The sequence below is a fragment of the Solihabitans fulvus genome, from assembly GCF_008386585.1.
Lineage (GTDB): Bacteria > Actinomycetota > Actinomycetes > Mycobacteriales > Pseudonocardiaceae > Solihabitans > Solihabitans fulvus.
In genome coordinates, this window is the sequence record NZ_VUOB01000075.1 from 78446 (window position 1) to 99972 (window position 21527).

The window sequence follows — 21527 nt, forward strand, 5'->3', positions numbered from 1 at the left end:
GGCATAGCGTGACGCCATGTACCACGCCGTTGTGCGTGCGAAAGTGCGCAAGCTGTGGACCCGGGTCGCGGCCGGGGACTATCGGGCCGCCGTGGCGATGGCCGCACCGACCCTGCGGTTCCGGTTCGTCGGCGAGGCACCCCCGGCCGCCACACTGACCGGGCCGGTCGAGTTCGAGCGTTGGTTCGCCGACCTGTTCGTCCTGTTCCCTGGCATCCGGGTCAGCCTGGCCGATGTGGTCGTGCGCGGCTGGCCATGGCGGACCACGGTGATCGTCCGGCTGTCGATCGAAGCCACCCTCGCCGACGGAACTCCTTACCGCAACGAGGGAATCCAATGGGTCACGCTGCGCTGGGGCCGGATGGTCGAGGACTACGTGCTTGAGGACACGGCCCGCCTGTATGCCGCCGTCCGGCTACAGCAGGGTTGCGGGATCGGGCAGAGGCCGTAGCGCTGCGGCTTGCCCGCCTCGTCGCCGGATTTCACCGTGCTGTCGCTGCGGCGGCCAAGGCCGTCCGCGGCGCGCGCAAGGCCCTGGTCCTGCCCTGCGCCCGGTGTCGGTGGAGCGTCCGGCGGTCAGTCGCCCTCGGTGCGAGCGCCGGGCTGGGCAGGGTAGGCGTCGTGCCGGGCCTGCGACGTCGAAGCCATGGCGATCTCGGCGAGGCGGTCCCAGGCAGGCGAGGACGCGGTGACCGCGGCGGCGACTATCTGGGCGAGTGCCGGGTCGATGGCGGGTCCGAGGTCGTCCGGGCCGCTGCGCTGGCCGGCTTTCCAGCGCTCGGCGCGCTTGGCCAGGGCGGGCAGGCGCGGGTCCTGCGGGGACCAGTCGAATGCCGCGTCGTACTCGAGGTAGATGGCGCGGAACTCGGGATCGTCGAGGGCGTCGCGCTTGTCGGCGATCCAGATGGCCGCCGCTCGCGGCGATGTCGACTGGAGCAGGATCCAGCCATCGCGCTCCATGTTGACGCCGCGGCGACTGACGCCGAGCTGGCGGAGACGGTCGAGGTAGGTGGCGACCTCGGCCGAGACGAGCAATCGATCACCTGCGGCGAGCGCGGCGAGTCGGGCCCGGGCGCTGCTGATCTCCGCGGCGCGCTTGCGCAGTCCGCGGTCGATCTCGGCGATCGTCGCGGTGAACACGTCGAGGTCGGCGGCGAGCAGCTCCTTGATGCGGGCGAGGGGCACCGCCGCGTCGACCAGTGTCTTGATCTTCACTAGGGCGATGCGACCGCGCCGCCGGTGAGCAGTGTCCGCGTGAACCTCTCGCTGGTGTGTGCTGTCGGCCGCGGCCTTCTCGTGAGTTGTCGAGGTGACATCGTTGGTCCTCTCTCGGGTTTGCGTGAGGCGTCTGTTCTCGCCACCCATGGTCGAACGTTGCCCCAGGGGCAACGTCAAGCCGACGGGGATCGGGCGAGGCCGCAGACGCTCTGAGGGAGCGGCACGCTCGCCCTGCGGCCGTGGACGGAAGGCCCGTTCGCCCACGGCCGCGCAGGACACAGCCGCGCCGGGCAGGCCGGCAGATGAGTTCCTGAGTGTGGACGTCGGGTGTCCGAGGGCCAGATGCCCAACGCTCGCTCAACACTTCGACGTCAGGCGTCTGCTGGACGATGCCAGGGCAACGGCGACGAACCGTGGGTGAAGATCGTCTGGGCGGCTTCGGGTTTGGGGTACGCGTTGGCTCGTTCGACGAGTTCGCCGGCCTCGATGAGCTCGAACGCCATCGCCAGCCCGCCGCCCCAAGTCCGGGGATGGGTTGGGGCGCACCGGTCTTGGGGTGGGAGCGGACGGTGGCGAACGCTCCTGGCGCTTCCAGGTTGATGACTCTGGTGGGGGTGACGTCGTGGGTGGTCAGTGGACCTTGCGGACGTTTCAGCCGCCGAGGTAGGCCTTGGCCATGACCTCGCTGGCGGTGAGGCAGTCGCGGGTGGTGGTGCCCAGGTGGTGCCAGGCGTCCTGGCGGTGGGAGATGAACGCGGCGGTGTCGTCGTCGAACTCCTCGATCTGGTGGCTCATCACGTGCTCCGATCCTGTGCTCGGCGCCCCTACTGGTGTGGGGCGCACTCGCCGGGACCGGCGCCGGGGAGGAGATCGAGGAGGACGGGTGTCAGCCGATCGGGTGGGATCGCGCAGCGACCCTGGTGGCCTTGGTCTCACCCGATCGGCTTTGATGCCCCGGGCCTCGACCGGACACGCTGGCGTCGGTCAGCGTGCGCGACCCCCACATCCATGGGCGCTGAGACCGGGAAGAACCTGCTCGCGGCCATGATCGATGGTCCGGCGGCGACTGTTGATTGTCGGTGTGGCAGGGGTGAAACCGTTGGGAGACAGTAGGAATCCTTCTCATGACATGCTGCGCGTCGCTGTTTTCCTTCTAGCACAATGGGTTTGTGCGCACGATCAGGATCGACTTGCCAGACCATGCCGGTGACGACCAGGTTGCCGGCCTCGCTCACGCGTTGTGGGCCGTGGTCGCCACGACCGGACTTGCTGCGGAGTCCAGGATCAGTGTGGACGAGCGGTTGACTGACAGTCAGCTGAACGCGGCCTTCGACACCGCCGCCGAGCACTACCCCTGGGGCCCTTAGGGCGTGTCCCGTGGATCATGTGACGGGATCACGGAGCCAGATCCGGATCGAGGCGACGTCGATGGTGCCCTGGTAGCCGCGCTCGCGTTTGTCGTAACGGGCGGCGACTGCGGGCTGGCCGGCTCAGAGGCGGAGCACGGTCAGCCCGAACGGACCGCCGTCGGCGACGTGGGTGCGGGCAGGCGGATGACGAAGCGGGTCCGTCCCGGTTGGGAGTAGACCTCGATGGACCCGCCGTGCCGCTCGGTCACGATGCGGTAGACGATGTGCAGCCCGAGGCCGGTGCCGCTGCCGATGTCCTTGGTGGTGAAGAACGGCTCGAAAAGCCGCGCCTGCACCTCGGGCGGGATGCCGGGACCGTCGTCGCCGATCTCGACCGACACGCAGGAGCCGTCCAGCCAGGTCCGCAGCGACACCGTGCCGGAGCCGCCGAGGGCGTCCAGGGCGTTGTCGATGATGTTGGTCCACACCTGGTTCAGCTCAGCGCCCTTGGCAAGCAGCCTGGGCAGCGCCGGGTCGTACGAGCGTTCGACCGTGACCCCGCGCAGTTTCGCCGACAGCAACCGCAGGGTGGAGTCCAGCCCGGCGTGGATGTCGACCTCCTGCTCCGGGGCGCGGTCCAGCTGGGTGTAGGTGCGGACGTCGTCGACCAGCGCCGACACTCGACCGACGCTGTCCGCCAGGTCGACGGTGAGCGACTCGACGGCCAACAGCGCGCACAGGTACCGGACGGCCGGTCCGACTGGCACGCCCCGCGCCCCCACCGACGAGAGCCACTCCGCGTCTGCTCCCGCGTCCGCGAGCAGACCGCCGGCCTCACCGCGCACGTCGCAGTCATGGTCGACGAGCCAGTCCTCGATCTCGTCCTCGCGGTCCGCCCTGCCCAGCGCGGACTGCGGCACCGGCCGGCCGCGCAGTTCCTCCCGCAGCGCACGGGGATGCGCACTCTCCTCGCCTGCCATGGCCCAGTCCGCGGCGGCCGACTCCACGTCGGCGATGGCCGCCGGCAGCTCCCCGGACGCCCGGCGCGCGGCGGCCGCCGGGTTGTTCAGCTCGTGCGCCAGCCCGGCGGCGACGGTGCTCAGCGCGGCCAGCGTGCTGCGCTCCCGCGCCTGCATCTCGGTCATCCGCAGCCGCCACGCCACCACCGGCAGCATGACCCCGGCCACCTGCGGACAGCGCGCCAGCATCTCCTGGAAGTCGGCGGGACTCAGCACGCCGATCCGGCTCTGTGCGGTCACTGTGGCCGTCGCGGTGTGCGGATTCCCCGTCAGCAACTGGACTTCGCCGGTGAACGAGTTCGCCGCGGCCGGCTTGCCGGGGTCCGGGGCCTCGCCGCCGACCCGGTGCCGGGTGCCCACCTGCTGGCGGTCGTCCACCAGGCGGGTCATCGTCAACTCGCCGTCCAGCAACAGGAACAGCCCCGCGGGCGGCTCGCCCTCCGTGAACAGGACCTCGCCAGGGCTGGCGTCGCGGATGGCGAGTACCGAGGCCAGCCAGTCGAGCTGCTCCCCGGAAAGCCCGGCGAACAGCGGAATGTCGCGGAGGTTCACGAGCCCGCCAGGTACTGGTGGGTGAACGCGACCGCCATCGCGCCCTCGCCGACCGCGGACGCGACCCGCCGCATCGCGCCGGACCGCACGTCGCCGACCGCGAACACGCCGGGCACGCTGGTCTCCAGCAGGAAGGGCAGACGCGACAGCGACCAGCCGGATTCGGCCAGCTGGTCGTCGGACAGCTCGGTGCCGGTGATCACGAAGCCGTGCGGATCGCGCAGGATCTCCTTGGGCAGCCAGGATGTCCGGGGTGCCGCGCCGATGAACGTGAACACCGCGTCGGCCTCGGCGACCTGCTCGGTGCCGTCGCGGTCCAGCACGAGCCGCTCAAGCCGGCCCTCGCCCTCCAGCCGCACGACCTTCGTCCGCAGCCGCACCTCGATGTTCGGGGTGCTCCTGATCTGCTCGACCAGGTACTGGGACATGCCCTTCTCCAGCGAGTCGCCGCGGATGAGCATGACGACCCTGGCCGCGTACTTCGAGAAGTACATGGCGCCCTGGCCGGCGGAGTTGGCCCCGCCCACCACATAGACCGTGAGTCCCGAGCAGGAGATCGCCTCGGTCACGGCCGCGCCGTAGTAGACGCCGGCGCCAGCCAGCCCGTCCGCCCCTGGGACGTCGAGCCGGTTGTAGCTGACCCCGGTCGCCAGGATCAGCGCCTGCGCGGTGATCTCGGTGCCGTCCGACAGCGTGATCACCTTGACCGAGTCCTCCACGCGCAGCGAGGTGATCTCCTGCGGTGAAAGGATTTCCGCGCCGAGCCGCTTCGCCTGCGCGGTCGCCCGGCGAGCCAGGTCGCCGCCGGACAGGCCGGCGGGGAAGCCGAGGTAGTTCTCGATCCGCGAGCTGGTGCCCGCCTGCCCGCCGGGGGCCTCCCGGTCGACGGCGACGGTGCTCAGGCCCTCCGACGCCCCATAGACGGCCGCAGCCAGCCCGCTGGGGCCCGCGCCGACGATCACCAGGTCGTACGCCTTGCGCTCCGCCGCCGTCGCCAGGCCGAGCTGCTCGCTGAGCTGGGCGGTCGTCGGCGCGGCGAGCCTGCTGCCGTCGGGGAACTCCACCACGGGCAGCGCGAGGCCGTCCGCCGCGTCCGGGTTGGCACCGGCGTCGGTGAACCGGAACGGGATGAGCTGGCGGGTCAGGAAGTTCCGGATGTCGTGGGTGGCCGCGTTGAACCGCAGCCCGATCACCCGGATGCCCTGCCACTGCGAGGCGCGCGCCGCCTGCCAGTCGGCCAGCAGGTCGTCCAGCACCGGGTAGAAGCGCTCCTCCGGCGGGTCCCACGGCTTCATCAGGTAGTGGTCCAGCCGGGCGTCGTTGATCGCCGAGATGGCCGCGTCGGTGTCGGCGTAGGCGGTGAGCAAAACCCGCCGCGCCTCGGGGAACAGCGTCAGCGAGCGGCGCAGGAACTCCACTCCGGTGGTCTCCGGCATCCGCTGGTCGGACAGCAGCAGCGCGGGCTCCTCGCCGCGCGCGGCCAGTTCGTCCAGCACCGCAAGCGCCTCCGCCGCCGAGGACACCGTGACGACCCGGTACTGGCCGGCGTAGGAGCGGCGCAGGTCCCGCCGGACGGCCCGCAGCACCTGCGGATCGTCGTCGACGGCCAGCATGACCGGGCGCCGGTCGTCGTCGGCGGTGGTGGTGGTGTCGGTGGTCATCGTGCTCCTCTGTGCGGATCGGTCGGTTTCACGGCCGCCACCTCCCAGCGGCGCAACGTGCGCCGGGCGGCGCGCGCCGCCGAGTAGCCCAGCTCCTCGGCGAGGTCGGCGCGGGTCGGGGAGCTGGTGCCGAGCAGCGTCACGGCTCGCTGCCGGCGCACGGCGTCGAGCTCGGCGCGCCAGGTGGTGTCCTGCTCGCCGAGCCGGCGTTGCAGGGTGCGGGGGCTCAGGTACAGGTCGCGGGCGACGGCGTCGAGGCTGGCGGTGCCCTCGGACAGGCGCGCGTTGATCCGGTGCCGCAGCCAGTCGCGCCAGGTGGTGGCGCGCCGCGCCGAGACGAGAGTGTCGGCGCGGCCGCGCAGGCGCCCGGCGGCGACCGGGTCGGCGGTGGGCAGCGGCAGGCGCATGTCGTCGGCGCGGAAGACCAGCGCGTCGGCGGGCTGGTCGAAGTCGATCGACGCGGTGCCATACAGCTCGGCGTGCTCGGCGTGGGCGTGCGGCGCCGGGCTGGCGAACTCGACCCGTGCCGGCGTCACCGGCCGCCCTGCCGCCTTCCTGATCAGGTTCAACACGACGCCGAGGATGAACTCGGCGGCCAGCGCCCTGGAGTTGCCGTCCCCGGGGATCTGCGCAACCGTGAGGACGGCCTCGCCAGCCCGCTCGGCGAAGGCGAACTCGGCCGAGGTGGCGAGGCGCGCGTACGAGCTCGCGACCCGCAGGCCGGACCCGACATCGGGCGCGCTGACCACGAGGCGGTCGAACATCCCGAGCATGCCTGGCCGGTAGTAGTCCGCACCCCGGACGCCGACGTAGCGGGTGTCGCACTTCGCCTCGGTCAGATCCCACAGCCGCAGGGTCTGCGCTGCGGGGATGCGGATCGAGTCGTCGGCAAGCGCCCACTGCGCGAGCCCGGCGGCGTCGGCCAAGCGCTTGCGGTCGGCTCCGCGCTGGCCCGAGGCGGACAGAATCAGCCGTGGCACGGCCGCGGAGTCGGTCGGTTCGGCCGACGGTGCCGCCATGTGCAAGTCCTCCGCGCGTCGTCGGCACCCTGACGGCCGAAGCTAACTATCCCGATCATGGTGCGGCAAGCGAGTTCCCTACGCCAGAAGGTCGTCGGGAATGTGGCGCGTTCGGTCCTCCCTCACCGCGTCCGTTCGCACGTAGCGTCGCGTGGGCCGGCGGCAGGGTCGAGCTTGGATGTCAGCTGGTCTGCGGGTTTCTGGGGTAGCCGCGGCGGTGCGCGGGGGACGAGGCCGTCTCCGCCGCGGCGGTGGCTTGTGCGGGATGGCGAGGACAGCGATGCGATTCGGACTGCTGGGGCCGATCGAAGTGGCGGACGACCGGGGCCGCCGGTTCACCGTCCCGGCCGCGAAGCAGCGGGCCGTGCTGGCCTGCCTGCTGACCCGGCCGAACCAGTCCGTCTCCGTGCCAGCCCTGATCGACGTGCTGTGGGAGGACGCGAGCCCGCCAAGCGCGCGGACTGCGGTCCTCAACTACGTCACCCGGCTCCGCAAGATTCTCGGCCCCGAGGTCGCGCCGCGCCTGCGGACGGAGAACGGCGGCTACCTCCTGGAGATCCGGGACGACGTCGAGGCCGACCACCTGCACGCCGACGCGCTGGAGTCACGCGCTCGGCGCGCCCTGGCCCTCGGCGACTGTGCCGAGGCGGGGACGCTGGTCGGCCAGGCCCTGGAGCTGTGGCGCGGCGAGCCGCTCCAGGACATCGACTGCGACCGCTTCCATGGGGAACACGCCCCTGCTCTCGACGGGCTGCGGCTCCGGCTGGCGGAGCTGCGGATCGACGCGTCGCTGTGCGCGGCACGCTTCGACCAGGCCATGCCGTGGATCACCGACCTGATCGCGCGGCATCCGCTGCGGGAACCGCTGTACGCGCGCCAACTCCTCACCCTGTACGGCTGCGGGCATAGGGTGGAGGCCCTGGCGCACTATCGCCGGGTCCGGGCGCTGCTCCGCGACGAGCTCGGGGTTGAGCCCTCCCAGGTATTGCGGGAGCTGCACGAGCTGGTCCTGCACGACGCCCCCGTGGCGGACGTGCTGGACGCCTGGCGGAAGACACAGCACGCCGCCAGCGCGGCGCGCCCCCTGCATCGGTCCGGGAGCTGGCCGGTCACCCCGCCGCTACAGCTCCCCTCGGCACCCCGCATGGTCATCGGCCGCGACAGCGAACTCCTCGAACTGACGCGGATGATGGCCGGGGTCGAGCGGTCCGACTGCCGCGTCGCGCTCCTGGTCGGCCCGGCGGGTGTCGGCAAGACCACCGTGGCGCTGGCGTGGGCGCACAGCGCGGCACCGCTGTTCCCCGAAGGGCAGCTGTACCTCGACCTGAACGGGTTCACGGCGCACGGCCGTCCGCTCGCGCCGGACGCGGCCGTCAGCATCCTGCTCGACTGCCTCGGCGTGCCGGCCGGACTCCATCCGGCCACCCCGGAGGGCCGGGCCGCCCTCTACCGCAGCACCGTCGCCGACCGGCGGCTGCTGTTCGTGTTCGACAACGCGCGCGACGCCGACCAGGTGCGCCCGCTGCTCCCGCCCGGCGACTCCTGCCGGACCCTGGTGACCAGCCGGAGCGCGCTCGCCGGCCTGGTGGCACTGGACGGGGCCGAGCCGATCCCGCTGGCCCCGCTGTCCGAGGAGGGGGCCCGCGACCTGCTGACCCGCCGGCTCGGCGCGCTCCGCACGGCGGGGCACGGGGCGGCGGTCGCGCTGCTTGCCGAGCGCTGCGGACGGCTGCCGCTGGCTCTGGCCGTTGCCGCCGCCCGCGCCGCGTCGATGCCCCACATCCCCCTGGAAGCCCTCGTCGCCCAGCTCGGCGGGCATGGCGCACTCGACCTGTTCGATGGCGGGGACGCGGCGAGCAGCGTCCGCGAGGTCCTGTCCTGGTCCTACCGGCTGCTGTCCGCCGAGGCCGCGCGCATGCTGCGGTTCCTGTCCCTCCAGCCGGGCCCCGAGATATCGGTCCCCGCCGCGGCGGCCGTGGCGGGTGTTGCGAGTTCCGCCGCCGCGACCCTGCTGGCCGAGCTTGCCGCCATGAGCCTGACAACCGAGGCCGCGCCGGGGCGCCACGCGATGCACAATCTGGTGCGCGCCTTCGCCGCCGAACTCGTGGAACGCGAGGAGACCGAGGACGAGGTGCGCGCGGCGACGCATCGGCTCCTCGACTACTACCTGCGTTCGAGCATCGCGGCCGACCGCGTGCTCTGCACGAGCCCGCTCCCGATCGAGCTGGACTGCGTCGGCGTGCGGCCGGACGTGCGGTCCGACGGCTTTGCCAACCGGGCCGCCGCGACGGCCTGGTTCCACGCCGAGCACGAGGTGCTGGCCAACCTGGTCGCCGAGGCCGTCGCCTGCGGCTACGACACCTCCGCCTGGCAGCTGGCCTGCGCGCAGTCGACGGGCCTGCTGTGGCTCGGTCGGTGGCGCGAGCGGGGCGACACCGTCCGGCGTCGGCTCATCGGCGGCGTCCTGTCCTCGGAGGGCGAGCACGAACTTGGCACCACGCACCTCCAGCGCTGTCGCCGGGCCGGCGCAAGGGCGACGGGGAACCAGCTCGGCCAGGCCGAGGCGCTCAACTCGATGGGGTACGTCCTGGCCCAGTACGGCGATCTGCGCCAAGCGCTCGCCCACTGCCGCGAGGCGGCCGAACTGGTCCAGGGGCTCGGGGCCAGGAACCTGGAGGGCCACGTCCGGGACAGCCTCGGCTTCATTCACCACGGACTCGGCGACTACTCCTCCGCGATCGACTGCTACGACACCGCGATCGACCTGTTCGAGGGCGCAGGAAACAGCTTCCAAGCCGCCGTGTCCCTTGCGCGGGTAGGGGAGATCCACGCGCAGACGGGCGACCCGGCCGGGGCCCGTGGGGCGTGGCGGGCCGCCATGGAGCTCTTCCGCGACCTGGCCCGGCCGGAAGCCGACTCCGTCGAGGCCAGGCTCGCCGCGCTGGAGCTGCTGGCCGCGATATCGCCGCGATATGACCGCGTTGTCGCCCGCCAATAGCGTCAGTCCTCGAACAGGGGGAGGACTGATGGAAGCCCGTCGGCTTGTTGTGGGGATCAGCGGCGCCACCGGGATCGCCTACGGCATGAAGGTCCTGGAGCTGGCCAGGAAGGCGGGGGTGCAGACGCACCTCGTCGTCACGCCGGCCGGCCAGCAGACGCGGGCCTACGAGACCGACCTGTCCGCACGGGACCTCGCGGCCATGGCGGACGTCTGCCACCGGCCGGCCGACATCGGGGCGTCGATCGCGTCGGGATCCTTCCGCACCACCGGGATGATCGTGGCCCCCTGCTCGATCAGGACCCTCTCGGCGATCGCCTACTCCAACGGCGACAACCTGCTGACGCGGGCCGCCGACGTGACGCTCAAGGAGCGCCGGCGGCTGGTCCTGATGGTCAGGGAGACCCCGCTGACCATGGGGCATCTCCGGGCCATGACCGCGGTCACCGAGTCGGGCGGGATCGTCATGCCGCCGGTGCCCGCCTTCTACCTCCGCCCCGGCAGCGTCGAGGACATCGTCGAGCACACCGCGGGACGCGCCCTCGACCTGCTCGGCATCGACGTCCCGGACCTGCCCCGCTGGGGCGAGTGACCCGTCCGCCGGGCCAGCTCCCACCGCGCGGCGGCGCACCCCGCGACGCCGCGACCCACGACCACGCACCTGTGACCGGACGAGGAATCCCAGTGACGCACCTGCGCAGCCTCCGTGAGTTCATCGACGAGCTGGCGAAGATCGGCGACGTCCAGACCATCGACGTCGAGGTCGACTGGAACATGGAAGTCGGCGCGATCATCCGGCGCTCCTACGACCTGACGGCCCCGGCGCCGCTGTTCACCAACCTGACCGGCTACCAGGGGACCGGGTTCCGGCTCTTCGGCGCGCCCGGCGCGCTCAGCAGCGCCGAGCACCGGTTCGCGCGCATCGCTCTGGCCATCGGACTGCCCGCCGACGCGACCGGCCAGCGGATCGTCGAAGCCCTGGCCGCCGCGCGCGCCAAGCCCGGCATCCCGCCGGTCGTCGTCGACGCGGCTTCGGCGCCCTGCAAGCAGAACATCATGCTCGGCGACGAGATCGACCTGTTCGCGTTCCCGACGCCGCTGATCCACGGCAACGACGGCGGGCGCTACATCCAGACCTACGGCATGAACATCGTCAGGACCCCGGACGGGTCCTGGACCAACTGGTCGATCAACCGCATGATGATCGCCGGCAAGGACACCCTGGCCTGTCTCATCCCCGGCCCGCAGCACCTCGGGGTCGTCCGGTCGAAGTGGACCGAGATCGGCGAGCCGATGCCGATCGCCCTTGCCGTCGGCGTCGAGCCCGGTCTGCCCTGGGTCGGCGGCATGCCGATCCCCGAAGGCGTTGACGAGAGCCACTATCTCGGCGCGCTGTTCGGCGAGGGCATCGAGCTCGTCCCGGCCGAGACCGTCGACCTGCTCGTCCCGGCCACCGCCGAGATGATCATCGAGGGGCACATCTCCCTGGACGAGACCGTCTCGGAGGGGCCGTTCAACGAGTTCCCCGGCTACAACGCCACCGAGGCGTCGCCCAAGCAGGTGTTCCACGTCAGCGCGATCACCTACCGCGACGACGCGATCCAGCCGGTCGTCGCCGCGGGGCCGCCGGTCGAGGAGGACCACACGATCATCGGCACCACCAGCGCCGCGGAGATCCTCCACCTGCTGCGTGCGGCCGAGCTCCCGATCAGCTCCGCCTGGTACAACTTCGAGGCGGCCGTGCACTGGCTGACGCTGGCGGTCAGCCGGGACTGGCACGAGACCACCGGACTGTCCTCCGCCGAGCTCGTCGGGAAGGTCGCCGACGTCATCTTCACCGGCAAGCCCTCGGTGAACGCCCCCAAGATCCTGCTGGTCGAGGACGACGTCGACATCACCGACCTGAGCCAGGTCGTCTGGGCCTTCGCCACCCGGTCCCACCCGGACACCGGGCGCGGCGAGTTCCACTTCCCGCACAAGGTGAGCGACCAGCTCGCGGTCTACCTCTCCGAGGAGGAGTCGCGCACGTTCATGGCCGGGAAGGTCATCTACAACTGCCTGCTCGCCGACCTGTATCCCGAAGGCAGGCGCCCGGTGAAGGGCAGCTTCGAGAACGGCTGGCCGGTCGAGATCCAGGAGCGCGTCCTGAACAACTGGCGGGCCTACGGCTACCGCTGACGCGCCGACCAACGCTGACGGCGTCAACCACGCCGGCAACCCAGCCAACGAAAGTAACGACACGATGAGCATTCCCAGTACCGGTACCGTCCGCGCGAACGCGGTCATCACGGTGCACAAGTACGAACCCGCCGTCTACGACGAGCCGGCCGACGGCCCGGTCCTGACGCGGATCCACGTCGAGGAGTCCTTCGACGGCGACATCGAGGGCGTCGGGGTGGTGGAGTTCCTCCAGTCCGCCAACGCCGACGGGTCGGCCAGCTTCGTCGGCATCGAGCGGGTCAACGGCACCATCGCCGAGAGGTCCGGCAGCTTTCTGTTGCAGGACACCGGAATCGTTGAAGGCGACCAGGTCAAGGGCGACTGGTTCGTGGTGCCGGGCTCGGGCACCGGCGAGCTGGCCGGGCTGCGCGGGGAGGGCGGGTTCCACGCCAAACTCGGCGAGGGCGCGCAGATCCACCTGGACTACTGGTTCGAGTGATGACCACCCCGACATCCCTTGACGGCAGGACCGCGCTGGTGACCGGCGCGGGCACCGGGATCGGCCGGTCGATCGCGACCGCTCTCGCGGCGCAGAACAGAGAGTGAATACGTTGACAAGCAACACCGAATCCCTGCCCCTGACGGTGGACTCGCGTGTCGTCCCCGCTGGCCGGCTGCTCATCGGCGGTCAGTGGCGGGACGCCGCGGACGGCGCCACCGAAGCGACGGTCAACCCGGCGACCGAGCAGGTGACCACGACCGTCGCCAAGTCCGGCCCCGAGGACGCGGCACTGGCGGCCGCCGCCGCGCGCCAGGCGTTCGACGATGGCGGCTGGAGCCGCATGCCAGGGTCCCAGCGCGCGAAGGTCCTCAACAAGGTCGCGGACCTGATCGAGGAACGGGCCGAGGACCTCGCCTTCCGCGAGGTCGTGGACATGGGCAAGCTGTGGCGTGACGCGATGTCCATCGACGTCCCGCACATCGCCAACATGTTCCGCTACTTCGCCGGTTGGACGACCAAGCTCGAAGGCGCGGTCAAGACCGTGGAGCCGGTCGGGTCCACCGGCGACGTCATGGCGTTCACCCGGCGTCAGCCGCTCGGCGTCGTCGCGGCGATCACCCCGTTCAACTTCCCGCTGATCCTGACCGTCAGCAAGATCGCGCCGGCCCTGGCAGCCGGGAACACCTTCATCCACAAGCCGTCCGCCGACACGCCGCTGTCGTCGATCACGCTGGCCGAGATCATGATGGACGCCGGGGTGCCCGAGGGCGCCTACAACCTGCTCACCGGCGGCGGCGCCGAGGTAGGTAGGGCGCTGGTCGGCGACCCTCGCATCGACAAGGTGGCGCTCACCGGCTCGACCGCGACCGGCAAGTCCATCATCCGCGACTCGGCCGAGACGCTGAAGCACCTGACGATGGAGCTCGGCGGCAAGAGCCCCGACATCATCTTCGCCGACGCGGACCTGGAGCGCGCGGTCACCACCGCGTTCTACGCCATCTTCTGGAACAAGGGCGAAGTCTGCGTCGCCGGCTCCAGACTGCTGGTGCAGCGCGAGGTCTACGACGAGGTCGTCGAGCGGCTGACGGCGATGTGCGCCAACGCCCGCACCGGCGATCCCTTCGACCCTGCCTCGGACTTCGGGCCGATCGCCAACCGGCGTGAGTTCGAGAAGGTCCTGCGGTACATCGACATCGGCCGCGACGAGGACGGCGCCAGCCTGGTCACCGGGGGCAAGTCGCTGACCGTCGACGGCCGCGGCCTCTACATCGAGCCGACGGTGTTCGCCAACGCCAGCAACGACATGCGGATCGCCCAGGAGGAGATCTTCGGTCCCGTCCTGCCGGTGATCCCGTTCGACACCGAGGACGACGCCGTCGCCCTCGGCAACGCGACGCCCTACGGCCTCGCCGCCGGCGTGCAGACCAGGGACCTCGCCAAGGCCCTTCGCGTGGCCGAGCGCCTCGACGCGGGCACCGTCTGGCTCAACACCTGGCACCTGTACGACCCGTCGGCGCCGTTCGGCGGGTTCAAGGCCAGTGGCTACGGGCGGGAGAACGGTCCCGAGGCGTTCGAGAACTACACCCAGTACAAGACGACGTGGCTCAGCCTCCAGTCGTGATCGTTGCCACCAAAGCAAACCAAGAGCGGAAACCATGAGAATCGGCATCATCGGGGCCGGCCACATCGGCGGCAACGTCGCGCACCAGGCCGTCCGCGTCGGGCACGAGGTGATCCTCAGCTTCTCGCGCGACCCCGCGACCCTCCGGGCCTTCGCGAGCGGTCTGGGCGACCGAGCCGCAGTCGGGACGCCGCGCGAGGTGGTGGCCTCGGCCGACCTGACCGTCCTCGCCGTGCCGTGGGGCGTCGTCGGCCTCGCCCTCGAACAGGCAGGGCCGCTGGACGGCAGGCTCGTCGTCGACACCACCAACCAGTTCGGCTCCGGGCCCGGACCGGCTCCTGGCCAGACGGCCGCCGCGTTCAACGCCTCCCGGATGCCAGAGGCCCGCTACACGAAGTCGTTCAACACCATGACTTCCGGCTTCCAGGCGGCTGTGGCCGGGCGCTCCGGGCACAGCCGGGTGGTGCAGTGGCTGTGCGGCGACGACGAGGAGGCCAAGAAGGTCGTCGCGGGGTTCGTCGAGAGCCTCGGTTACGCCCCAGTGGACCTCGGCGGCGTCGCGGACTGCGCCGTGATGGAGTCGCCGCGTCGGCCCAACGCCGTCTACGGCGAGGAGTACCGGCTCGCCGACGCCCTTGCGGTCGTTGACGCAGTGCGTGCCGGGCGCCCCATTCCGCCGACGCCGGCCTACCGATGAGATCTGGAGACGCAAGGATGAACACCACCAAGGGCAGCGCCCTGATCGTCGGCGCGGGACCCGGCCTCGGCCGGTCCCTCGCCGCGGCCTTCGCCGGCGACGGCCACCGGGTGGCGCTGATCGGCCGGGACGGGCCGCGGCTGAAGACCCTGGCCGACGACCTCGTCGACGCGGGGCACTCCGCCGTCGCCTACTCGGCAGACGCGGCCGCACCGGGCCTGCTTGCCACCGTCCTCGCCGAGGCCGTCGACGATCTCGGCGAACCCGACGTGCTCGTCTACAACGCCGCGTTCGCCCGCCCCGACAGGCCGACCGGCATCAGCGTCGAGGACTGGGCGACCAGCTTCGCCGTCAACGTGACCGGTGCCGCCGTCGCGGCGACCACCGTCATCCCGATGCTGCGCGAGGGCAGGGGGACCGTGCTGTTCACCGGCGGCGGTATGGCGCTGAATCCCTCGCCCGACTACACCAGCCTGTCGGTCGGCAAGGCCGCGCTGCGCGCCTACGCCCATGCCCTGCACGAGGAACAGCGCGAGGCGGGTGTGCACGTCACCACCGTGACCATCCGGGGTTTCCTTTCGCCTGGCGACGCGCGCTTCGATCCCGATGTCGTCGCGGAGTCCTACCTGGAACTGCACCACCGCCCGCAGGACCAGTGGCGCGCCGAGTACGTCTACGGGTGAGCATCTGACCGGACAGCTGGCCGGGCGGCTTCGTCTGCCCGGCCTGCGGTCATGCCGGGGGCTGGCGGCTGGGCGATGGCCGGTTCAGGTGCACCGACTGCGGCGGCCGCACCTCGGTGACGGCGGGCACGATCTTCGACCGGACCCGCACACCGTTGACGGTGTGGTTCACCGCGTGCTGGATGTCTGCGGACGCCGGTCGCGGTCCGTCGCGGCCGTGGCCGGGATGATCGGCGGCGGGAGCGGGGTGGGGCCGAGGGTGGTGGTGCCCGGGCGGGTGAGCTGGGTGAGCCCGTTCCGGTAGGCGGCGATGGCCTCGCGGGTGCGGCCCTGACGGTCAAGCAGGTCACCGAGCAGACGTGAGGTGTCGGCCAGGTCGCCCGTGACATCGGCTTCCTGCTGGAGCTCGATCGCGGTGCGGTAGTGCCCTTCGGCCGCGTCCAGGTTCTCGGAGTGTTCGCGGATCAGGCCGAGCAGGCGGTGCGCTGCGGCGGCATGGACGGCACCATGGCCGGGACCCAGTCCCGCGAGCAACGGCATGAGCAGTTCTGCGGCTTCGGCGACGTGACCGAGCCGCCAGCGGACGTCGGCGAGCTCGACCTCGACCTGGACGGCGAAGAACGTGCTGCCGGCGGCGCGCAGCATCTCGGCGGCGGTCCGAAGTTCGGTCTCGGCGTCAGCGAGGCGGTCGTGCTGGGCGTGCAGGTAGCCGCGCATCCAGTGGCACTGCGCGAGTTCCGCTCGGATCTCCCACTGCTGGTACACCTCCTGCGCCTTGATCAGGCTGGCCTCGGCCTCCGCGAACCGGCCGCCTGCCGCGAGGGTTCGCGCGACGGAGCGGTGCAGTGCGGCGATGGCCAACGGATCTGTCACGCTCGACGCCAGGTCGAGAGCGAGGGTGGCCGCCTTGGTCGCGCGCTCGAGGGCGCCGAGCTCCAGGTATGGGCCGATCACCGCTGCGTACAACAGCATCAGGGACGCCGGGTCCGGCAGCCCGCCCCCGTTCAGCTCGCTGATCGTCGTCTCCAACAGATAGCAGGAGTAACGGACGTCCCCTGCCAGGTAGTGGGCTGTCGCGCGGCCGCGGATGGCGCGGACCCGAGCGGGCAGGGGCCGGTCGACAAGCAGCGCCTCGGCCTGCTCGAACTGCTCCCTGCCGTCGACCAGGGCGCCGCGCCGCAGCAGGAACGAACCCAGCGTGGCGCGCAGTTCGGCGACGAGATCGGGCAGGTCGTGTTCGGCGGCCCGGCCGATCAGGTCGTGCAGCAGCGCCTCGGCCTCGGCACCCCTGCCCGCGTCCGTCAGCTGGTTCGCCTCGGCCAGCCCGTCGCGGATCTCGGTGCGCAGCCCGGCCGGAACACCGGCCGCGAGTTCCTCGTAACTGACGTCGAGGCGTTCGGCAAAGTAGCGCAGCGCGGCGTCGGACGGCCGCGCCTTGCCGGACTCCACGGTGGACACGTACGCGGCGGTGTAACCGGGTCCTGCCAAGGCGCGCTGGGTCAGTCCGCGCTCGGTGCGCAGACGCTGTAGGCGCGCGCCGATCTGATCCGGACGCTCCTGACCCGTGTCGGGAACGGTCATCGCGCCCTCCTTCTCGTCCTGCGTCCGATGGCTCACGGCACTCCTACCACGAACCTGCTGGAGGGTCTTGCGCTGCGGGCATCCTCGGCCTATGTTAACCGACAATGTAAGTGCAGTTATGTCATTAGTTAATAGGAAGCCTGCTACGCGCGGGACCATTGACCGACGGTCCAGGCCCCGAGCGCGTCCGCTACGAGTTCCGCGTTTCGACTCGGCCCACACCCTGTCCCTGACGGCCGCGCCCACCCTGTTCACGGGCCGGACGATCTGCTGCCGCACTCCCGCACCGCGACCTCGCGCAGGCGCCGGCCGGCCGACGCCTGGCGCACGACGCGCACCTACCGAAAGAGAGACCCTGATGTCCCTGCGCCGCAACACAAGCACGCCCAAATCCCTGTTAGCCGCAGCGGCGATCGCGGTCGCCACGACCGCGGCGACGCTCCTTCTGCCCGCCGGCGACGCCAACGCTGCCACGTGCTGGTTCGGGTCCTGCTACAGCTACGTCACCGGCCGGCAGCACACCACGACGTCGGGTGCGGGCGTCACCATGTACCAGGCCGCGCCGGCCAACGTGAGCGCCAATGGCCACTCACTCCAGGAACTTGCCTTGCAGAACACCAACTCCACAACCACCGCCGACACCGTCGAGATCGGCTGGACCATCGACCCCGGAACCTACGGCGACTACCAGACCCACCTGTTCGTCTTCTTCTGGATCAACGGCCAGCCGCAGTGCTACAACGCCGGCTGCGGTTTCGTGCAGGTGTCCTCCACCGTGACCGCCGGGATGACCCTGACCCCGGGGACCTACGGCAGTTTCGCGCTGCGGAACTACAACGGCGACTGGTGGGCCTACTACAACAACGTGCCGTTCGGGTACTTCCCGGGGTCCGAGTGGGGTGGCGCTTTCACCACCGCCCACACCGTCTCCGCCTTCGGCGAAGTCTCCGCCCCCAGTCAGCCCAGTTGCACCCAGATGGGCGACGGCGTCTTCGGCAGCCAGTCGGGAGCGTCCTCGATATCCAACTACCAGCTCTACGGATCCTCGTCCCAGCCGTACTTCGCTGTCACCGCAACCGATCCGAGCTACTACGACGCCGGCTCGGCCACCCCAACCTCCTTCAGGCTGGGCGGTCCTGGTGGATGCTAGGTCTCGCCCCTCACTCGACGAGAGCAGGTAGCTCGTGGGCGTGCGGCAGTGCCCGGTCGTCGACCGGGCACTGCCGCCTTCGATGCTGTCCTCGATGGGCCGCCCGCTACGCGTACACGAGGGACCACATGGTGCGCACGCCGCCGTCGCGGCAGCTCCCCAGCTTGAGGTATCCCTCTGGCTGATCCATCAGGCACTGGTCGCCCCAGCCGAAGTACTCGGCGTGCCGGCTGCGCAGCTGCCAGGCGTTGCCGGACAGCTGGTCGAAGTACCAACGGGCGTTGAACTCGTCGCTGCACGAAATCGCACCCGCCGACCCACCAATCGGGTCGACGCCGAGGCATATGTTGGCCTGCCCCAGGTTGCCGACCTGGAACGTGGGGTCGTCCCTGTACCCGTAGACGACCCACACGGCGTTGTTGTCGCCGCACGACACGAGGGTGAAAATGGAGCTGGGAGTGGCCGACAGGCAGCGGCCCGTGTTGGTGTTGTAGATCCGGAAGTTCACCTTGCTGCCCGGGTCCGGAAGCGGGCCGGGGGCCGCGGAGGCCGCGGCGGGGGCGACGATCAGCGCGCCGAGTGCGATCACGGACAGCAGCGCTGCCGCAAACAGACTGCGTAGCTTTGTCACGATGTCCTGCCTTTGTTCGCGGTGTGTTGCCTACCGCGGCAGAGTCTTGGGCACCGGAACCGGACACCGACAGGTCATGGACCGGTCACTCGCCACCCCGCTCAGTGTCCTTTGACAGAACGGGTTCCGGCGTGCCGAGCCCCGCGTACAGCTCGGCGGCCCGCCGCCGGTGCCCGTCCGCCGCGCGGTCGTCGCCGCACGCCGCGAACGCGCGGCCGAGGCCCGCGTGGGTCTCGGCCTGAAGGTGCCGGTCCTTGATGCGGTCGGCCATGACCAGCGCCTGCCGCAGGTGCGCCACCGCTCCCGTCGGATCGCCCGCCGCGACGGTTGCCTCGCCCAGCCCAAGCAGCGCCTCGGCTTCGGCGTTCCAGTCGTCGGTCTCGCGCGCCAGCGCCAGCGCCTTTCGATGGCAGTCCTCGGCTTCCGCTGGGAAACCCTGCCGCAGGTGCGCCCGGCCAAGGCCGTTGAGCGCGCCGCCCTCGGCGACCCGGTTGCCGACTTCGCGCGCGACGGCCAGCGCCTGCCGGTGGTGGACCAACGCCGACTCGTGCTCGCCGAGCAGCAGGTTCGCGACGCCGAGATCGTTGAGCGCGAAGCTCTCCCCGTAGGCGTCGCCGGCCTCGCGGGCCAGGGCGAGCGCCTGACGGTGGCAGTCCACGGCCTCCCGGTAGTGGCCCAACCGGCGCTGGTCGACGCCGAGGTTGGTCAGCGCCATGCTCTCGATGTTGCGGTTGCCGGTCTCGCGGGCGATCGTCAGCGCCTGCCGGTGGCAGGCCAGCGCGTCCTCGTAGCGGCCGAGGTACTGGTGCACGATGCCGAGGTTGTTGCGGGTGCTCGCCTCCGTGACGCGGTTGCCCACCGCGCGCAGCAGCACCAGCGCCCGCTCGTAGTGCTCGGTGGCCTGCTCGTAGCGGCCGGACTGGCCGGCGATGTTGCCGAGCCCGCTCAGCGCGACCGACTCCGTGTGCTGGTCGCCGGCCCGCCCGGCCAGTTCGAGGGCCCGCCGGTAGTGCTCGGTGGCCGGCTCGTAGCGCCCCCACCGCCAGTGCGACTGCCCCATCCTGCACAGCACCCCGGCCTGCCCGGACAGGTCGCCGGCCGCCCGCGCCACCGCGAGGGCCGCGCCGTGCAGCGTCAGCGCCTCGGCGTGCCGGGACCGGTCGTCCAGCCAGCGCCACAGGGTCAGCGACAACGCGGGTGCGTGGTCCGGCCAGCCGGCCCCGGCCGCGTTGACCGCGCCGGCCACCAGGTTGGGCAACTCCCTGGCCAGCCACGCGTTCGCGGCCGCGTCGTCGGACAGGTCGACGGCGAGGGCGCCCGGCGGCACCGCGTCGGGCAGGTCGCGCTCGTGCGGCGCGAGCACGCGGACGGCGGCGACGGCGGTGCGCAGCTGGTGGTCGAACAGCCGGCCGAGCGCCGCCTGCCGGCCGGCCGCGGACTCCTCGGCCTCGGCGAGCTGCCTTGCGTGTTGGCGCAGCAGGTCGTGGAAGGTGTAGCGGTCGGGCGAGGACGACAGCAGCAGGTGACAGTCCACAAGGGACTCAAGCGCGCGCTCGGCCTCGGCGAGCGGGAGGTCGGCGAGCGTCGCAGCCGCGAGCGGGTCGAAGTCCCCGCCAGGATGACAGCCCAGCAGCCGGAACACCCGCCGCCGCAGGTCGTCGAGGCCGGTGTAGGACAACGAGAACGCCGCAGCGACACCGAGTTCCCCGTCGACGGCGAGCTCGGCCAGCCGCCGGTTCTCGTCGCGCAGCCGCGCGGCCAGGTGGGCCGGGCTCCAGTTGCTCCGGTGCGCAAGCCTCGCCGAGGCGATGCGGACCGCGAGCGGCAGCCGCCCGCACAGGGCAACGATCTCGGCCACCGCGTCCGCTTCGCCGTCCGCGCCGCAGACGTCCGCGAACAGCGCGGCGGCCTCGTCGGCCGGCAGCACATCCAGCGACAGCGGCACCGCTCCAGGCAGACCCGGCATCCTGCGCCGCGACGTGACCAACACCAGACAGCCCGACGCGCCGGGCAGCAGCGGCCGCACCTGAGCGGCGTCGGCGGCGTTGTCCAGCAACAGCACGACGCGCCGGGGCGCCAACTCGCTGCGCCACACCGCGGCGCGCTGCTCCTGGTCGGCGGGGACAGCCTCGGCGGGCACCCCGAGCATCCGCAGCAACGTGTCCAGCGCGGCGGCCGGGTCAAGGGGCTGCCGGCCCGGGGTGAAGCCGTGCAGGTCCACGAACAGCTGGCCATCCGGGTACCGGTCGGCCAGCAGGTGCGCGGCGCGCACCGCCAGCGCGGTCTTGCCGACTCCGGCCATGCCGTCGATCGCCGAGATGACCACCGTGGCGGCCTCGGACCTGTCCGCCTGGCCGATCAGCCGGGCCAGCTCGACCTCGCGGCCGGTGAAGTCGGGAACGTCGTAGGGCAGCGAACGCGCCGCACCGGGCCAGCCGGCAGCCCTGCCGGCGTCGGCGGGGGCCGCGCCCCGGCTCGCCGCGATCAGCGCGTCCGTGTTGGCCTCGTTCAGGGACAGCGCGGCGGCCAGCAGGTGCACCGACGCCAGCCTCGGCTCCCTGCGCCTGCCGGTCTCCAGGCCGCGGATCGTGCGGGTCGAGACGCCCGACTTCTCGGCCAGCCGCTCCTGGGTGAGACCGCTCCTGAGCCGGTGTGCCTTCAACAACTCGGCAAACGTCAGCGTCAC

At 71.4% G+C, this 21527-nt stretch carries 19 protein-coding genes and 1 pseudogene; 11 read left to right on the forward strand and 9 right to left on the reverse strand.

Features of this window, described 5'->3' with window-relative positions; genetic code table 11:
- Positions 1-16: 16 nt before the first annotated feature.
- The gene (locus F0L68_RS35790) at positions 17-451 is read left to right on the forward strand and encodes a nuclear transport factor 2 family protein (RefSeq protein WP_149854334.1); all 435 of its coding nucleotides are present in this window, start codon (positions 17-19) and stop codon (positions 449-451) included.
- Positions 452-576: 125 nt separating this feature from the next.
- Here F0L68_RS35790 and F0L68_RS35795 read toward each other — a convergent pair whose 3' ends face one another.
- The 3 genes from F0L68_RS35795 to F0L68_RS42825 all read right to left on the reverse strand — a co-directional run bounded on the left by F0L68_RS35795 (position 577) and on the right by F0L68_RS42825 (position 2013).
- On the reverse strand, positions 577-1215 hold the full coding sequence (locus tag F0L68_RS35795) for a MerR family transcriptional regulator (RefSeq protein ID WP_149854335.1): 639 nt from the start codon (positions 1213-1215) through the stop codon (positions 577-579).
- A 374-nt stretch (positions 1216-1589) separates the two neighbouring features.
- Positions 1590-1721 (reverse strand): hypothetical protein, encoded by a 132-nt coding sequence (locus tag F0L68_RS44665; protein ID WP_276313917.1) that lies wholly within the window; start codon positions 1719-1721, stop codon positions 1590-1592.
- Positions 1722-1869: 148 nt separating this feature from the next.
- Positions 1870-2013: a hypothetical protein gene (locus tag F0L68_RS42825; RefSeq protein WP_188317010.1), complete on the reverse strand. Its 144-nt coding sequence runs from the start codon at positions 2011-2013 to the stop codon at positions 1870-1872.
- A 374-nt stretch (positions 2014-2387) separates the two neighbouring features.
- Here F0L68_RS42825 and F0L68_RS35800 point away from each other — a divergent pair, with 374 nt between their 5' ends.
- Positions 2388-2585, forward strand: a complete 198-nt coding sequence (locus tag F0L68_RS35800; RefSeq protein WP_149854336.1) for a hypothetical protein — start codon at positions 2388-2390, stop codon at positions 2583-2585.
- Positions 2586-2725: 140 nt separating this feature from the next.
- On the opposite strand, the gene F0L68_RS35805 is transcribed toward F0L68_RS35800, so the two are convergent.
- From F0L68_RS35805 to F0L68_RS35815, 3 genes are read right to left on the reverse strand one after another with little or no spacing between them, the layout of a single operon-like run.
- On the reverse strand, positions 2726-4138 hold the full coding sequence (locus tag F0L68_RS35805) for an ATP-binding protein (protein WP_149854337.1): 1413 nt from the start codon (positions 4136-4138) through the stop codon (positions 2726-2728).
- Positions 4135-5799, reverse strand: a complete 1665-nt coding sequence (locus tag F0L68_RS35810) for an NAD(P)/FAD-dependent oxidoreductase (RefSeq protein WP_149854338.1) — start codon at positions 5797-5799, stop codon at positions 4135-4137. Before F0L68_RS35810 ends, F0L68_RS35805 begins: the two co-directional genes overlap by 4 nt.
- Positions 5796-6818 carry an AraC family transcriptional regulator gene (locus F0L68_RS35815; protein ID WP_149854339.1) on the reverse strand — a complete coding sequence of 341 codons (1023 nt, stop codon included), beginning with the start codon at positions 6816-6818 and terminating at the stop codon, positions 5796-5798. The genes F0L68_RS35810 and F0L68_RS35815 overlap by 4 nt, the downstream gene beginning before the upstream one ends.
- A 280-nt stretch (positions 6819-7098) precedes the next feature.
- Between F0L68_RS35815 and F0L68_RS35820 the strand changes: the two genes are divergently transcribed.
- From F0L68_RS35820 to F0L68_RS35860, 8 genes and pseudogenes are all read left to right on the forward strand, one after another.
- Positions 7099-9816, forward strand: coding sequence for an AfsR/SARP family transcriptional regulator (locus F0L68_RS35820; protein ID WP_188317011.1), 2718 nt, complete (start codon positions 7099-7101; stop codon positions 9814-9816).
- A 28-nt stretch (positions 9817-9844) separates the two neighbouring features.
- Positions 9845-10408 carry a UbiX family flavin prenyltransferase gene (locus tag F0L68_RS35825; protein ID WP_188317012.1) on the forward strand — a complete coding sequence of 188 codons (564 nt, stop codon included), beginning with the start codon at positions 9845-9847 and terminating at the stop codon, positions 10406-10408.
- Positions 10409-10500: 92 nt separating this feature from the next.
- Positions 10501-11994: a UbiD family decarboxylase gene (locus F0L68_RS35830; RefSeq protein ID WP_149854341.1), complete on the forward strand. Its 1494-nt coding sequence runs from the start codon at positions 10501-10503 to the stop codon at positions 11992-11994.
- Between the two features lie 64 nt (positions 11995-12058).
- Positions 12059-12475, forward strand: coding sequence for a DUF3224 domain-containing protein (locus tag F0L68_RS35835; protein ID WP_149854342.1), 417 nt, complete (start codon positions 12059-12061; stop codon positions 12473-12475).
- A gap of 112 nt (positions 12476-12587) precedes the next feature.
- Positions 12588-14099, forward strand: coding sequence for an aldehyde dehydrogenase family protein (locus F0L68_RS35845; protein WP_223199434.1), 1512 nt, complete (start codon positions 12588-12590; stop codon positions 14097-14099).
- Complete coding sequence (locus F0L68_RS35850) at positions 14017-14796, forward strand: NADPH-dependent F420 reductase (protein ID WP_438672345.1); 780 nt, start codon at positions 14017-14019, stop codon at positions 14794-14796. Before F0L68_RS35845 ends, F0L68_RS35850 begins: the two co-directional genes overlap by 83 nt.
- Positions 14797-14813: 17 nt before the next feature.
- Entirely contained in the window at positions 14814-15479 is a 666-nt protein-coding gene (locus tag F0L68_RS35855; RefSeq protein WP_188317013.1) for an SDR family NAD(P)-dependent oxidoreductase, read from the forward strand.
- Positions 15480-15496: 17 nt separating this feature from the next.
- Positions 15497-15691: pseudogene (locus F0L68_RS35860) on the forward strand (transposase); the annotation flags it as partial.
- Here F0L68_RS35860 and F0L68_RS35865 read toward each other — a convergent pair.
- The gene (locus tag F0L68_RS35865; protein WP_306463211.1) at positions 15648-17219 is read right to left on the reverse strand and encodes a helix-turn-helix domain-containing protein; all 1572 of its coding nucleotides are present in this window, start codon (positions 17217-17219) and stop codon (positions 15648-15650) included. The pseudogene F0L68_RS35860 and the gene F0L68_RS35865 overlap by 44 nt on opposite strands.
- Positions 17220-17418: 199 nt before the next feature.
- On the opposite strand from F0L68_RS35865, the gene F0L68_RS35870 reads away from it, so the two are divergent.
- Positions 17419-18210 (forward strand): neprosin family prolyl endopeptidase, encoded by a 792-nt coding sequence (locus F0L68_RS35870; RefSeq protein ID WP_149854345.1) that lies wholly within the window; start codon positions 17419-17421, stop codon positions 18208-18210.
- 106 nt (positions 18211-18316) lie between these two features.
- Here the strand turns inward: F0L68_RS35870 and F0L68_RS35875 are convergent, their stop codons facing one another.
- Positions 18317-18841 (reverse strand): ricin-type beta-trefoil lectin domain protein, encoded by a 525-nt coding sequence (locus tag F0L68_RS35875; protein WP_149854346.1) that lies wholly within the window; start codon positions 18839-18841, stop codon positions 18317-18319.
- 85 nt (positions 18842-18926) lie between these two features.
- Entirely contained in the window at positions 18927-21527 is a 2601-nt protein-coding gene (locus F0L68_RS35880) for an ATP-binding protein (protein ID WP_188317014.1), read from the reverse strand.

Bases quoted from the DNA above. Each gene is read 5' to 3' on its own strand.
- F0L68_RS35810 (WP_149854338.1), bottom strand. From the start codon at position 5,799: ATGACCACCGACACCACCACCACCGCCGACGACGACCGGCGCCCGGTC.
- F0L68_RS42825 (WP_188317010.1), bottom strand. From the start codon at position 2,013: ATGAGCCACCAGATCGAGGAGTTCGACGACGACACCGCCGCGTTCATC.
- F0L68_RS44665 (WP_276313917.1), bottom strand. From the start codon at position 1,721: ATGGCGTTCGAGCTCATCGAGGCCGGCGAACTCGTCGAACGAGCCAAC.
- F0L68_RS35790 (WP_149854334.1), top strand. From the start codon at position 17: ATGTACCACGCCGTTGTGCGTGCGAAAGTGCGCAAGCTGTGGACCCGG.
- F0L68_RS35815 (WP_149854339.1), bottom strand. From the start codon at position 6,818: ATGGCGGCACCGTCGGCCGAACCGACCGACTCCGCGGCCGTGCCACGG.
- F0L68_RS35870 (WP_149854345.1), top strand. From the start codon at position 17,419: ATGTCCCTGCGCCGCAACACAAGCACGCCCAAATCCCTGTTAGCCGCA.
- F0L68_RS35820 (WP_188317011.1), top strand. From the start codon at position 7,099: ATGCGATTCGGACTGCTGGGGCCGATCGAAGTGGCGGACGACCGGGGC.
- F0L68_RS35865 (WP_306463211.1), bottom strand. From the start codon at position 17,219: ATGGTCCCGCGCGTAGCAGGCTTCCTATTAACTAATGACATAACTGCA.
- F0L68_RS35855 (WP_188317013.1), top strand. From the start codon at position 14,814: ATGAACACCACCAAGGGCAGCGCCCTGATCGTCGGCGCGGGACCCGGC.
- F0L68_RS35825 (WP_188317012.1), top strand. From the start codon at position 9,845: ATGGAAGCCCGTCGGCTTGTTGTGGGGATCAGCGGCGCCACCGGGATC.
- F0L68_RS35835 (WP_149854342.1), top strand. From the start codon at position 12,059: ATGAGCATTCCCAGTACCGGTACCGTCCGCGCGAACGCGGTCATCACG.